14 protein-coding genes are annotated in these 14,049 nt (G+C 61.4%); 13 read left to right on the top strand and 1 reads right to left on the bottom strand.

Going from position 1 to position 14,049, the window contains the following annotated elements; translation table 11 throughout:
• Genes IPK17_RS24950 through yqeC form a run of 8 tightly spaced genes read left to right on the top strand, consistent with a single transcriptional unit; the run spans position 1 to position 9,417 of the window.
• The gene (locus IPK17_RS24950; protein ID WP_343420408.1) at positions 1–819 is read left to right on the top strand and encodes an XdhC family protein; all 819 of its coding nucleotides are present in this window, start codon (positions 1–3) and stop codon (positions 817–819) included.
• A 13-nt stretch (positions 820–832) separates the two neighbouring features.
• Positions 833–1,447, top strand: coding sequence for a metallophosphoesterase family protein (locus IPK17_RS24945; protein WP_343420407.1), 615 nt, complete (start codon positions 833–835; stop codon positions 1,445–1,447).
• Positions 1,448–1,465: 18 nt separating this feature from the next.
• On the top strand, positions 1,466–2,908 hold the full coding sequence (locus IPK17_RS24940; RefSeq protein WP_343420406.1) for an FAD binding domain-containing protein: 1,443 nt from the start codon (positions 1,466–1,468) through the stop codon (positions 2,906–2,908).
• Positions 2,892–3,245, top strand: coding sequence for a hypothetical protein (locus IPK17_RS24935; protein ID WP_343420405.1), 354 nt, complete (start codon positions 2,892–2,894; stop codon positions 3,243–3,245). The genes IPK17_RS24940 and IPK17_RS24935 overlap by 17 nt, the downstream gene beginning before the upstream one ends.
• A gap of 43 nt (positions 3,246–3,288) precedes the next feature.
• The gene (locus IPK17_RS24930; protein WP_343420404.1) at positions 3,289–5,040 is read left to right on the top strand and encodes a DUF6909 family protein; all 1,752 of its coding nucleotides are present in this window, start codon (positions 3,289–3,291) and stop codon (positions 5,038–5,040) included.
• 18 nt (positions 5,041–5,058) lie between these two features.
• Positions 5,059–7,278, top strand: coding sequence for a xanthine dehydrogenase family protein molybdopterin-binding subunit (locus tag IPK17_RS24925; protein WP_343420403.1), 2,220 nt, complete (start codon positions 5,059–5,061; stop codon positions 7,276–7,278).
• Positions 7,265–8,083, top strand: coding sequence for a selenium-dependent molybdenum cofactor biosynthesis protein YqeB (yqeB, locus tag IPK17_RS24920; protein WP_343420402.1), 819 nt, complete (start codon positions 7,265–7,267; stop codon positions 8,081–8,083). Before IPK17_RS24925 ends, yqeB begins: the two co-directional genes overlap by 14 nt.
• Positions 8,080–9,417: a selenium cofactor biosynthesis protein YqeC gene (yqeC, locus tag IPK17_RS24915; RefSeq protein WP_343420401.1), complete on the top strand. Its 1,338-nt coding sequence runs from the start codon at positions 8,080–8,082 to the stop codon at positions 9,415–9,417. The genes yqeB and yqeC overlap by 4 nt, the downstream gene beginning before the upstream one ends.
• Here yqeC and IPK17_RS24910 read toward each other — a convergent pair whose 3' ends face one another.
• Positions 9,418–9,588, bottom strand: a complete 171-nt coding sequence (locus tag IPK17_RS24910; protein WP_343420400.1) for a hypothetical protein — start codon at positions 9,586–9,588, stop codon at positions 9,418–9,420.
• 201 nt (positions 9,589–9,789) lie between these two features.
• On the opposite strand from IPK17_RS24910, the gene IPK17_RS24905 reads away from it, so the two are divergent.
• From IPK17_RS24905 to panC, 5 genes are read left to right on the top strand one after another with little or no spacing between them, the layout of a single operon-like run.
• Positions 9,790–10,629 carry a purine-nucleoside phosphorylase gene (locus IPK17_RS24905; RefSeq protein ID WP_343420399.1) on the top strand — a complete coding sequence of 280 codons (840 nt, stop codon included), beginning with the start codon at positions 9,790–9,792 and terminating at the stop codon, positions 10,627–10,629.
• Positions 10,626–11,438, top strand: a complete 813-nt coding sequence (locus IPK17_RS24900; protein WP_343420398.1) for a hypothetical protein — start codon at positions 10,626–10,628, stop codon at positions 11,436–11,438. Before IPK17_RS24905 ends, IPK17_RS24900 begins: the two co-directional genes overlap by 4 nt.
• On the top strand, positions 11,366–12,307 hold the full coding sequence (locus IPK17_RS24895; protein WP_343420397.1) for a Rossmann-like and DUF2520 domain-containing protein: 942 nt from the start codon (positions 11,366–11,368) through the stop codon (positions 12,305–12,307). Before IPK17_RS24900 ends, IPK17_RS24895 begins: the two co-directional genes overlap by 73 nt.
• Positions 12,288–13,145: a 3-methyl-2-oxobutanoate hydroxymethyltransferase gene (gene panB / locus IPK17_RS24890; protein ID WP_343420396.1), complete on the top strand. Its 858-nt coding sequence runs from the start codon at positions 12,288–12,290 to the stop codon at positions 13,143–13,145. The genes IPK17_RS24895 and panB overlap by 20 nt, the downstream gene beginning before the upstream one ends.
• The gene (gene panC, locus IPK17_RS24885) at positions 13,132–14,013 is read left to right on the top strand and encodes a pantoate--beta-alanine ligase (RefSeq protein WP_343420395.1); all 882 of its coding nucleotides are present in this window, start codon (positions 13,132–13,134) and stop codon (positions 14,011–14,013) included. Before panB ends, panC begins: the two co-directional genes overlap by 14 nt.
• Positions 14,014–14,049 lie beyond the last annotated feature (36 nt).

The following is a 14,049-nucleotide window of genomic DNA, read 5'->3' as shown; positions in this document are numbered from 1 at the left end:
ATGGACGATACACGCGAAGTGTATGAGGCAGTTCTCCAGGCGCAGACGACGGGCGAACCCGCGGCTTTAGCCACGGTGATCGCCGTTTCCGGGTCGGTGCCGCGCCATGTGGGGAGCAAGCTGCTCGTCCGCGCCGATGGCTCGTTCGTCGGCACGGTTGGCGGCGGTGCCATGGAAAGCCGCGTGCTTGCCGAGGGGCAAGCGGTGATCGCGGACGGACAGGCTCGCCGCCTGAGCTATACGCTCAACGACATTGGCGCGGGTGACCCGGGCATTTGCGGTGGAACGCTCGAAATCTTCGTCGAGCCGATTGCCGTGCCGCCGACGCTCCTGGTCATCGGCGCGGGGCACGTCGGCAAGGCGCTGGCCGAACTGGGTAAGTGGATGGGGCTGCGCGTCGTCCTCTCGGATGATCGCGCCGAATTCTGCAACCCCGACTTCTTGCCGGGAATGGATGGCTATGTCGTGTGCAAACCCGGCGAGATTCCGCAGCAGGTGAGCATTCACGGGCAAACCTATATTGCCGCGGTCACGCGGGGCTTGCCCATTGACATCCACCTGATCCCGGCGCTGCTGGCGACGAGTGCACCCTATATCGGCGTGATTGGCAGCCGCCGCCGCTGGGCGCTCACGGTCAAGGCGCTGCGCGAACAGGGAATCAGCGATGACGTGCTCAAGCGGATTCGCGCGCCAATCGGGTTAGAATTGGAAGCAGAAACGCCCAAAGAGATTGCGTTGAGCATCCTCGCCGAAATCATCATGATCCGGCGCGGGGGCACAGGCAAACCGATGCAGTGGTTGGGCGACGAGACAGAGTGAAAACGAGTTCGATGTGAAGATTCTGTGTGTGAGCGATACCGTCGTTCAGCAGATGGAAAATGCGGCGCATCTGCGCCGACGCTATAACGATGTTTCGCTGGTGGTGAGCTGCGGCGATATGCCCGCCGCCTACCTCGAATTCATCACATCGGTGCTGAATGTGCCGCTGTTCTATGTGCGCGGTAACCACGATACGGGCTACGATGAGCGGCCACCCGGCGGTGAAAACTTACACCGGCGCATTGTGAACTATAACGGCATTAGTTTTTTTGGTATTGAAGGCTCTATCAAATATAACAACAGTCCGATTCAATATTCTGAAGGCGAAATGGGGGGGATGGTGCTCAACAGCGCCATGCCGCTGCTCGCCCGCAAGATGCGGAAAGGACGCGGAATTGATATTTTCGTCACGCACTCGCCCGCCAAGGGCATCCACGATCTCGACGATCTACCGCACCACGGGATCAAAGCCTTCCTGCGCTTCATGGATTGGTTCAAGCCGCGCTACATGGTGCATGGACACGTGCATACATGGGATCGACGAACGACGGTGGTCACGCAGTATGGCGAGACGTGCATCATGAATATCAACCCTGTGACGTTACTCGAAATTGAGCCGGAGCCCTAGTCCAAGAGGTCGACCAACATGTGGAAGCACTACTACACCGTCACCACAACCGCTGAGGCGCTCGAACTGCTCGCGCAGTATCGAGACCGCGCCCGCGTGATTGCTGGGGGAACGGATATTATCATTGAACTGGAGCGCGGCCAGCGCCCGAATCTCGACGTGCTCATCGATATCACGCGCGTATCCGGTCTGGACGAGATTCAACTGCGCGGTGACGAGATTCGCCTTGGCCCGCTGGTGACGCATAATCACGTCGTGGGCAGCGACCTACTGGTGCAGCGCGCGCTGCCGCTGGCGCAGGCATGTTGGGAAGTCGGCGCGCCGCAGATTCGCAATCGCGGCACCGTCGCAGGCAACCTGATCACCGCCTCGCCCGCGAACGACACCATCGCGCCGCTGATGGCGCTCGGCGCGTCGGTCATCCTCAGCTCGCTGGAAGGCGAACGCACGATACCGCTGGCGCAGTTTTACACTGGGGTGCGCCGTTCGGTGATGCGCCCAGACGAACTCCTCACGGGCATCACCTTCCCGGCGCTCTCAGAAAACGAACGCGGGACGTTCCTCAAGCTCGGGCTGCGGCGCGCGCAGGCGATCTCCGTGGTCAACGCTGCGGTCGTACTGTCGTTCGCTGGAGACACCGTCGCGAAGGCGGCGATCACACTCGGCAGCGTCGCGCCCACGATCTTTCGGGCGGGTGTCGCCGAACAGGCGCTGATCGGCAAACCACTGACCATCGAGGGCATCCGCGAGGCGGCGCGGCTGGCTGCCGCCGCGACGAGCCCGATTGACGATGTGCGCGGCACGGCGGAATACCGCGTAGAAATGATCCGTGTATTGGTGACGCGGGTGCTCAAAGCGCTGTTGGCCAAGTCACAAGCCGCGGCTTTCCCGACCGAACCCGCGATGCTGTGGGGGGATCATCAGGGGGCATCGGCTTCAGCACCCGAGCAGCAGATCGATCACACTGAAGCGGAACCGATTGTCACGGTCATCAATGGGCAGCCGATCACTGTGCCGACGGGGCAGGGCAAGACGCTGCTCCGCTTTCTGCGCGAAGACGTCGGCCTGACCGGGACGAAGGAGGGCTGCGCGGAAGGGGAATGCGGCGCGTGCACCGTGTTCCTCGATGGCGCGGCGGTCATGGCGTGCATGGTTCCGGCTCCGCGCGCCCACGGCGCGGCGGTGGTCACCGTGGAAGGGCTGCAGGCGGACGACGAGCTCCATCCCATACAAGAAGCGTTTGTGGAGGCTGGCGCCGTACAGTGTGGGTACTGCACACCGGGGTTCCTGATGGCGGGCGCGAAGCTGTTGGAAGAGCACCCCGACCCGACACGCGCCCAGATCGAAACGAGTATCACGGGCAACCTGTGTCGCTGCACGGGTTACTATAAGATTCTGGAAGCATTTGACGCGGCCGCGAAGTTGAAGAGACAAGAGGTGATGCATGAGCAGTCAAGTTAAGATTCAAGATAAAAAACGCGGTCGGCGGTCATGGCCCGTCATGGGCTTTTTGCTGATCGTCGCCTTCACAGTGATCGCTTATCTGATCGCCCCGGGCGTCATCGATTGGCTGCGCGACAATCTGCGTGGCTTCCGAACCACGGGTATGAACCAGACCACGCTGCGCTGGGTATTTACGGCCATCATCGCTCCTGATTCTCTCGCTGTTCGCCGGAATGATCATCGCCGTGGCCGCGCCCAAGAAGCCGATCAACGTCAAAATGAGCGATCTGGCGAAAGAACGCGATCAACTGGTGGATGCCAAGGCGAAGCGCAAGAAACAGCAGCGCCGCATTAACCGCGAGTATCGCGAACATGTGGAAGGGAAGAATAAGTAGCCTATGGATCGGACTGTTCCCAAGACTGGCAGTGAAGAGATCGAACTGTACATGCGAACGTACTATTCGCTGCTCAGGTCGAGTCAAACGATTCAGATTGAAACGCTCGTGGAAAGCCATCTGACGATGGATTCGTCGCTGCATGTTTTGGCGCGGAGTCCGCAGCCAGATGTGTCAACGCTGGTCTACAGCAGCATGCGCATGCCGCCGTGCATCATCGACGTGGATTTGGTGGTGCTCGGTCAGCTTGACCGGCAGTTCAGCGCGGCGGGCTACCCGATCAACGAGTGGGAGAAGGTGTACTCGTCGGGGCGCCGCCGCCGCACGCATTTCAACGAGGCGCAGCGGACGATGGCCGTGTTCGTCGCCAGTCGGTCGGACATTGACGACCTCATCCCCATGCTGACCGCCTACCAGATCGAATGGAATAAGCTGCATCACCTGCTGCAAGGCGAGATTCCGAAGTTGTTCCTCGCGCAGTATCAGAACCGGCAGGACCCGCTCACGGACGCTGAGATCGAGATGCTCTCCACCGCGCTGCATGTCGAGTCAGCAGATTTGCGGCGCTTGGAAGTCGCTTGGGGCGGGCGCTTTGTGCAAACCCTCGACCGGATGGCGCACGGGCGTAAGCAGTTCGGCGTGCGTTTGCTGGCCGGGTCGCTGGCGGCTTATCGTCGGGCGACCGCGCAGTGGTGGGATGAAGTGGTTGCGCAGGTCGGCAATGCGGTCAACCTACAGGAGCGCCCGATCTACTTTGTTTCCAGCAACGCGCACTCGGTCGTCAACCCGCTGACCGGGTTCGCGATTCGCGAAGAGGCGAACATCCTGCGGTACATGCAGTCGCGCGGTCACCAGAACCTGCTCAGCGAGTATCAGGCGATTCAGGCTGATCGCGGACTGACACACAAGCACAATTTTCTGTACTACGTGCTCAAAAAATACCTGACCGATGTCGGCGAGAAGCCGCGCAATCAGATGGCGGCGGACGAGCGCGAGTCCGGCATTTACCGTGTGCCGAGTCAGCATGGGTTTGACATCGAGACGCAGGTGATCGAGCTCAACAAGCTGCATGCCGATTGGCTTGACCCGCGCGTGAAGGGGGATTTGCCGACCGACTGGCTGCCCTACAGCGATGCGCTCATCCTCAACATTGACTACCCGCTCGGTTTGGGCGCGTATGAACTGCTGACCCGCTTGTCGGAACAGGTCTCGCACCTGGTTGGCGTGTACATCATGGGCAAGGCGGCGACGCTCAACGGGCGCATCGGTGATGTGATGATCTCGAACGTCGTGCACGATGAGCATTCGCAGAATACCTACCTGTTCAATAACTGCTTCACCGCACAGGATATTGCGCCGTTTTTGACCTACGGCACGGTGCTCGATAATCAGAAAGCCATCAGTGCGTTGGGGACGTTCCTGCAGAATTCACGCTATATGAGCGTGTTCTATCAGGAAGGCTACACCGTGATCGAGATGGAAGGTGGGCCGTACATGTCCAGCGTCTATGAAGTGGTACGCCCCAAGCGTCATCCGCAGAATGAGATCGTCACACTCTACGGCGCGCCGTTCGATGTCGGTATCCTGCATTACGCGTCCGATACCCCGTTCACCAAAGGCAAGAACCTGGGGACGAACCTCAGTTACGCGGGCGTTGACCCCACCTATGCAACGTCGGTCGCCATCCTGCACCGCATTATGGCGAAAGAGGCGGAGCGGATGCGGTCGGTCAAGCCGTTGGTGGCGGCAACCTAGCCAAAGGAAGGTTAGTTCATGGTGGAACCACTGAAGGCGGTCGGGCAGAGCATCCGCCGTTTTGATGCGACAAGTAAGGTCACTGGGGAGGCACTGTACCCCGGTGATTTCAATATGGACGGGCAGTTGTGGCTGAAGATTCGCTTCAGCGACCGCGCACATGCCCGCATCCGGTCAATTGATACGAGCGCTGCCGAAGCGCTGCCGGGCGTGGTGCGGGTCATCACGGCGAAAGATGTCCCGGTTAATGAGTATGGTTTGGTGACCAAGGATCAGCCGGTCCTTTGTGGACCGGGCAGTACGATCAGCGGTGCGGACGTGGTGCGCTGCTACATGGATAATGTCGCGCTGGTCGTCGCCGAAACGGAAGCGATTGCGGCGGAAGCGGCCAAGCTGATCCAGATCGATTACGAGGATCTGCCCGCGGTCTTTGACATGGAAGCCGCCATGCTTGAAGGCGCGCCGCAGCTTCACGAGGATAAGCCCAATAACATCGAGATTCACTACCGCATCCGCAAAGGCGATATGGCCGCTGGGTGGGCCCAAGCCGCTGTGGTGGTCGAGGGCGAATACAGCACGGGGTATCAGGAGCACGCCTACTTGCAGCCGGAAGCGGGTCTGAGCTACATCGACGAGCAGGGGCGAGTGACGGTCATCGTCGCCGGGCAGTGGACGCACGAGGATCAGTACCTGATCGCGCACGCGCTGAACCTCCCCGAAGAACAAGTGCGCGTGATCTACCCGGCGATTGGCGGGGCCTTTGGCGGGCGCGAAGATATGTCCGTGCAGATTGTGCTCGCGCTCGCGACACATTACGTGCGCCGCCCGGTCAAGACGATCTGGAGCCGTGAAGACTCGATCAAGTACCACCACAAGCGCCATCCCGTCACCGTGAAGGCGAAGTGGGGTGCGACCCGCGAAGGTAAGCTCGTCGCGATGGAAGCGCGGATCGTCGGCGATGCGGGGGCGTACAACTACACGTCGAGTAAGGTGCTGGCGAATGCCAACCTGATGGCGACCGGCCCGTATGAGTGCGAGAACGTCCATACAGACACGTATGCTGTGCTGACCAACAACATCCCGACGGGGGCCTTCCGCGGGTTTGGTGCGCCGCAAGCCTGTTTAGCCGCGGAAGGGCTGATGAACCGCCTCGCCGAAGCGCTGAACATGGACCCGGTGGAACTGCGCCTGCGTAATTCCATTCGGGAAGGCAGCTTCCTCTCGGTGGGGACACCGCTGCCGCCCGGTGTGAGCATGCCGCAGGTGATTGAACGCGGCGCGCTGGAAAGCTACTGGACGCGGACGAACGGCTGGCAGCGGCAGGCGGTCGAACAGCCGGAGAACCCGGCACTGCGGCGCGGGATTGGTTTCGCGTGTGGCTTCAAGAATGTCGGCTATAGTTTCGGCGCGCCCGAACAAAGCTGGGCAACGGTCGAACTGTACGGCAATACCGAGATTGAGCACGTCGTCGTGCGGCACGGTGGCGCGGATGTGGGGCAGGGGACGCACACCGTCATGGTGCAGATGGCAGCGGATGCGGTCGGTGTGCCGATTGAGTGCGTCAAGTTTATTGGGCATGATACGGCGGAGACGATGACGGCGGGCAGCGCGTCCGCATCACGGCTGACGTTCATGTCCGGCAACGCGATTTGCGGCGCGGCGGCAGAAGCGCTCGAAGCGTGGCGGCGCGAAGAACGCCCGGCCAAGGCGACTTATCGCTATCGTCCGCCGAAGACCACACCCTATGACCCTATGACGGGCAAGTCCGAACCGAACTTCGCCTACGGGTATGTCGCGCAGGCGGTGGAAGTCGAAGTCGATATTGAGACGGGTTTCGTCCGTGTATTGCGCGTAGTCAGTACGAATGACGTGGGCAAGGCGGTCAACCCGCAGCAAGTGCAAGGGCAGATTGAGGGTGCAGTCATTCAGGCACTGGGCTATGCGGTCATGGAGCATCTGATCTCGGTCGATGGCCGCATCCGCAACCCGTATCTCTCGACGTACTTGATCCCGACTGTGCTCGACATCCCCATTGAAGTCAAATCGGTGGTACTCGAATACGCCGATCCAATTGGCCCGTTTGGGGCGCGTGGGATGGCGGAAATGCCGTTCGTGCCGCTCGCTCCGGCGATTGCGGCGGCGGTCAAAGATGCGACGGGCGTCTGGATTGACGATCTACCTCTGATCCCGGATCGCGTAGTCAAGAAGCTGCGGGAGCAGGGCGTTGGCGTTCTTTGAGCAGGCGCGCGTCGTCGTGCGCGGTGGTGGCGATTTAGCCAGCGGCGCGATCTTCCGGTTGATCAAGGCGGGGTTTCCGGTCATCGTGCTTGAGCTGGATGCGCCGCTGCTCGTCCGACGGACGGTGTGCTTTGGCGATGCGGTTTACAGCGGCACGCGTACCGTCGAAGGCGTGACGAGTCGGCTGGTGTCCGACCCCGAGGTGGCATATGCGCTCAGTGCGCGGGGCGAAATCCCCGTGCTGATTGATCCGCAGGGACTCGCGCTGGTAGCGCTCCGACCGATGGTCGTGATCGATGCACGGATGGAAAAGCGCAACCTCGGCACGACGATCAGCGACGCACCGCTGGTGGTCGCCTTCGGTCCCGGTTTCACAGCGGGTGTAGATTGCCACGCCGTGATCGAGACGAATCGCGGGCACAACCTCGGACGCGCTCTCTACTCTGGCTCAGCCGAACCAGACACAGGCGAACCGGGCAGCGTGCTGAATAAGACGCATTCGCGCGTGCTGCGCGCGCCAGTTGACGGCCATGTCGAGCCGCGCTTCGCCATCGGCGACGTGATCGAAGCAAGGCAGGTCATTGCCACGGTGGATGGACAGCCCATCACAGCCGCATTCACGGGGATGCTGCGCGGCCTCATGCACGAGCGGGTGCAGGTGCGCGCGGGTATGAAAGTCGGCGATCTGGATCCGCGTGTTGAGCGCGAGCACTGCTTCACCCTGTCCGATAAGTCGCTGGCGGTGGGCGGCGGCACGCTCGAAGCGGTGCTCGCGTCGTCAGCGGTGCGCGCCGCGCTGCGATGAAACTGCGTGACGCTTTCCGCATCACGCGCGGCGAGGTCGTCGCGTTGACGGGGGCGGGTGGAAAGACTTCTACTTTAACCGTGTTGGCGCATGAGCTGGCCGATGAAGGTTGGCGCGTACTGGCAACGACCACCACGCGCATCGCCGAGGATGAACTGGCGGCTATGCCTCATGCGCTCAAACCTGAAGTAGGCGCGGCGGCGATCTCGGCGGCACTCGAGCAGCACCGCTTCAGCTTTATCTACACGGGGATTCGCGGCGGCAAGGCCTACGGGTTCGATTCCGTCTCGTGGCTGCTGGACTCGGTCGATGCTGACGCTTTGATCATTGAAGCAGACGGGGCACGGCGCATGGTCTTCAAAGCGCCGTACGCGCACGAGCCAGTCATTCCGCCGGAAACGTCCCTCGTCGTGCCCGTCGCTTCCCTAAAGGCGCTTGGGCAACCGCTGGACGAGGAGCATGTCTACAACGCACAGGCCATAATCGACAAGTTCGGGTTTTACCCCGGCGCACCGATCAAGTCGCCGTGGGTGGCGCAGGTGCTGCGCGATAAGGATTTCGGACTGAAGGGCGTGCCGGATCGCGCGCGGGTGGTGGCGTGGCTCAACGCAACGCCAGCCAGCGGGTATCAGCGGGCACGGGCGCGCCTGATCGCCCGGCTTATCCTCAGGTCACCGCGGGTGACGGCGGTGGCGCTAGGTTCGACAAGGAGCAGTGATCCGGTGAGCGAAGTGCAGCGCACGGTGGGCGCGGTCGTATTGGCGGCGGGGATGTCACGCCGCATGGGCGAGATGAAAGTGCTGCTGCCGTGGTCGGATGGCCGGACGATTCTCGAGCATATCCTGCACCAGTTGGCGCTGGCGCGTGTCGAACCCGTGGTCGTCGTGACGGGCAACCGCGCGGATGAGGTGCGGGCGGCAGCGGAGCGGTCGGGCGCGTTGACCGTGCATAATTCCGAGTATGAGACTGCGGAGATGCTGTCGTCGCTGCAGGTTGGTTTGCGGGCGCTCCCGGCGCATGTCAGCGCCGCGCTGATTGTGCTTGGGGATCAACCGCGCATTCAGCCGCGCGTGGTGGATCAGGTCATGATGGCTTATGCCGAAGGGCAGGGTGACCTGGTCGCGCCAAGCTATCAGATGCGGCGCGGACATCCAATTCTGATTGATCGGCGGTATTGGCAGGAAATTTACGATCTTCCGAAATCTGGCGCGCCGCGTGATGTGATTAACCGCCATCCGGTGACGCATATCACGGTCGAGACGGACAGTGTGCTCCGCGACGTGGATACCCCGGACGACTACCGCGAGGAGCGCGGGCGTGCCGGGTTGAGCTGACTACTGCTTGAACCAGTTGATCAAGCGCGAGACCATATTCTTCTTTTGAATATTCGCCTGATCATATTCGTGCTGCAGGCGCTTGGTCAAATGCTCCAGCTCGTTGACCTGTATGCGCGCGCCATTGACGATCACCCAGTTGCTGTCGAGCGCGCGCAAGTCTTTTGGCATCCGTTTATAGAGTTTTTTGTACGCATCGGCGTAATGTAGCATTGCCCGTTCTGCGCTCATCTCCAAAACCCCAGACCCCACCTTGATCTCTCCGTATTTTAGCAACAATTTTATCCGCCTGCATAGTTGACGTTGGTTTGGACATCGTAAGGGTAACGCGTCCTAGGTATAATGGGATGAGAAAAAGGAGTCATAGCAGCAATGGCATTTACACGAGCAGATTACGAAAAAGCAGCGGCTGTTATTCGCAATCGCACCGATCTTCCGGTGAAAGTGGGTTTGGTTCTCGGCTCGGGCTTGAATGTCCTCGCCGATGTGCTGGAAGATCGTGTGGAAATTCCCTATAAAGATATTCCCGGTTTCCCGCAGTCGACGGTCGAAGGGCATGCGGGTGAACTGGTGCTCGGTCGGCTGGAAGGCGTGCCGGCGATCACGCAAAAAGGGCGCGCCCACCTCTACGAAGGCTACAGCGCGCAGCAGATCACGTTCCCGATCCGCGTGATGCAAATGCTCGGCGTGAACACACTGATCCTCACGAATGCGGCGGGCGGCCTGAACACGAGCTTCCGCGTGGGCGATGTGATGCTGATCGTGGACCACATCAATTTCGTCGGCATGGGCGGCAACAACCCGTTGATGGGGCCGAATGATCCCTCGCTTGGAGTGCGCTTTGTCGGTCTGGCGCAGACGTATGATCGGCATTTACGCGCGCAAGCGGTGAATGTCGCCGCGGAGAACAACATCAACCTGCAGCAGGGCGTGTACGTGTGCCTCTCCGGCCCGCAGTTTGAATCGCCTGCCGAGATTCGCATGCTGCGGACGATTGGCGGTGACGCGGTTGGCATGTCGACAGTGCATGAGGTGCTGGTCGGTCGCCATGCGGGGATGCGCGTGCTGGCGTTCTCCGGCATCACCAACGAGTGCATCGACCAGATCGATACGGAACTGGAAACGAATCACGAGGAAGTGCTCGATGCGAGCCGCATCCTTGTGCCAAAGCTGGAAACCATTCTGCGTGGAGTGCTGCGGTCATTGCAATGATTGCCAGCCTGGTCTTCTTCATCGAACAAATCGCGACGGGACTATATATCGTCCTCGGCGTGCTGTTGTTTCTCGCCCTGCGCTGGTGGCTGCGAGCGAATGGCGCGTATCGTGCGACGCACTTCGAGCTCGAACGCGAGGTCGCGCGCTACAACCGCTCGAACGCCGGAACGGTCGTGATCCTGCTGCTGGAGTTGCTGCTGATCATCATCGGCTTACAACAGATCGTCGCGCCGACGCTGCGCGGCACGCTGAATCTCGAAGTCAGCCTGGTCAGTATTGCCGAAGATGGCGATTTCCGCACGCCCGTGCCTTCGCCGCCGTCCGGTGGTCTGGTGATTGACCCCAGCGGCGTGCAGCTCGGTGAAGTCGACCCGGCGTCGCAGATTTTGCCGACGCCGACGCTGACGCCGACCCCGGTCGGCACGATTGTGCCGAATGCGCCGCCCGCGGCGTGTACCTCACCAGAGGCGACGCTGGCGATTCCGGCGAATGGCATGGTCGTCTTCGAGCCGATCACCGTAGTGGGTGTGGCGACAACCGAAAACTTCTCGTTCTATCGTTTTGAGCTCAAAGGCGAATCAACGTCCGGCAATTTCGCGATCATCGGTGTCGACGGGACGCAAGCCGTGCCGGTCGAAGCGGCGTTGGGGCAATTTGTGCCCGCCTATTATCAACCGGGAGAATACGAGTTCCGCCTGACCGTGTTTGACATCACTACCGCTGTCCGTGCTTCGTGCACCGTCACGATCTACATCAGCGACCCCATCCCAACGCCCACTCCGCTGGGAACGGAGGCCGGATCATAACGGTTTCTGTCGGCATTATCGGGGCGGGTAAGGTTGGGGGAACGCTAGCTCGTCTATGGTTTGAACGCGGATATCGCATCAGTGCGGTGTACAGCCGCAGCCCGGAACGCGCGGCGGCACTGGCGGAGCGAGTCGAGGCACAGGTGGTTCCGGCAGCGGCGGACGTCGTCGACTACGCCGATCTGACCGTGATCGCGGTGCCGGATGATGTGATCGAGACGGTTGCGGCGGCGCTGGCAGTCGCGGATTGGACGGGGAAAGCGGCCGTTCACACGGCTGGATCCCGGGACAGCGCGGCGCTGGCAGTTCTGCAGAGTCGCGGCGGACTGGTCGGCACGCTGCATCCGGCGTTTCCGTTCGCCGATGTCGAGACGGCGGTGCAAAGACTGCCCGGCGCGGCGTTTGCGCTGGAAGCGGATGACCCGCGCTTATATGGCTGGTTGACCGACCTCGTGGCGGCACTGGATGGCCATCCGATCCGCATCCCGCCCGGCCAGAAGGCGCTCTATCACGCGGCATTGGTGATCGCCAGCAACTACGCGGTGACGCTATATGCGGCGGCGGAAGCGCTGCTGCTGCGCCTTGGGGCGGGACGCGAACAGGCCGACACCGCGCTCAACGCGCTGGTTGCCGGGACCGTCGAGAACCTACGGACGAAAGGCATTCCGGATGCGCTAACGGGGCCGCTCACGCGGGCGGACGTCACCACGATCGGATCACACTTGCGGGCGCTGGCAGATGATCCGGCGCTGGCGGAAATCTATGTGGCGCTGGCGCGACAGACGTATCCTCTGCTTGAGGCGCGGGGTTTATCTACTGACAGGATAGAGATGCTGTTGCGAGGGTACCATGCGAGTGAGCATCCGTGATATTCAGAAGATGAAGGCCGACCGTGAACCCATTGTCATGATCACGGCGTACGACGCGACGAGCGCGCGCTTGAGCGAAGCGGCGGGCGTGCCCATGCTGCTGGTCGGCGATTCATTGGGGATGGTGATTCAGGGACATGATGTGCCCGTTCCGGTCACCTTGGAGCATATTATTTATCACGCGGAGATTGTGACCCGCGTGACAGCCACGGCGCTGATCGTCGGTGATATGCCGTTCATGAGCTACAACGTGAGCGTTGAGCAGGCGCTGACCAACTCAGCGCGGCTCATGCAGGCCAGCGGTGTGGGCGCGGTCAAAATGGAAGGCGGCGAGTATCTCGCCGAGACGATTCACCGCGTGACCCAAGTCGGCATTCCCGTGATGGCGCACATCGGCTTACAGCCGCAGAGCGTGTACAAGGTCGGCGGGATGCGGGTGCAGGGGCGTGACCTGGATGGCGCGCGCCAACTGCTGCGCGATGCACAGGCGATTGAAGAGGCGGGCGCATTCGCGGTTGTGCTCGAATCCGTGCCTGCGCCGCTCGCAGAGATGATCACGCACAAGCTGCAAATTCCGACCATCGGGATTGGCGCCGGGGCGGCGACCGACTGGCAGGTGCAGGTCTTTCACGATATTCTTGGCCTGTTCGAGGAATTCACGCCGCGCCATGCTAAACACTACGCCGAACTCGGTGGGGTGATCCGTGAGGCGATTGGCAATTACGCGCGGGATGTGCGGGAACGCAAGTTCCCCGCGCCCGAAAACAGCTTCAACATGAAGGATGACGTATTGGCGGCGCTGCAAATCAACGGGGCGGATGAGCATGCAGGTCATTGACAGCATTGAGGGGCTGCGCAAAGCGCGGAAGGCAATCACCGGGCGCGTTGGGGTTGTGCCGACAATGGGCGCGCTGCACGAAGGGCATTTGACCTTGGCACGGCAGGCGCGCGCCGACAACGACACCGTCATCGCGACGATTTTCGTCAACCCGACGCAGTTTGCACCCAATGAAGACTTCAACGCTTATCCGCGCGATCTGGCACATGACCTCTCCATGCTGGAAACACTGGGAGTCGACGTGGTGTTCACGCCGACTCCGGCGCTGATGTACCCACCGAACTTTCAAACGTTCGTCAAGGTCGATCAGGTGACGCAGGGGTTGGAAGGCGACCTGCGCCCGAATCACTTCCGCGGGGTGGCGACCGTCGTCAGCAAGCTGTTCAACCTGACGCAGCCCGATGTCGCCTACTTTGGGCAGAAGGACGCGCAGCAGGTCGTCGTGATCCGCCGCATGGTCGCCGACCTGAATTTCCCGCTCGAAGTGGCCGTAATCCCGACGGTGCGCGAGGCCGACGGTCTCGCCATGAGTTCGCGCAACGTCTACCTGACGCCGGAACAGCGGGCGGCGGCAGGTGTGATCTACCGCGCGCTGGTTGCGGCGGCGCAGGCTTACGATGAGGGCGAACGCACCCCCGCCAATCTGCGGGCGGTCGCGCGGAACGTGCTGAAAACAGAAGCGCAAGCCGAGATTGAGTACGTCGCGGTCAACGACCCGAGCACGCTCATCGGTGTGCATGAACCGGCAGAGCAGCCGCTGCTGCTGTCGATGGCCGTGCAGATCGGGCGGCCGCGTCTGCTCGATAACTGCCTGCTTCCGTGGTCACTCAATAATCGTGAGGGTCTCACCGCCACGCTCGGCGTATGATACGACCTGCACGTCTTATCGTCGCCTAAAGGTTAC

The sequence above is a fragment of the Candidatus Flexifilum breve genome, assembly GCF_016713355.1.
This window is presented reverse-complemented; position numbering and strand designations above follow the sequence as displayed.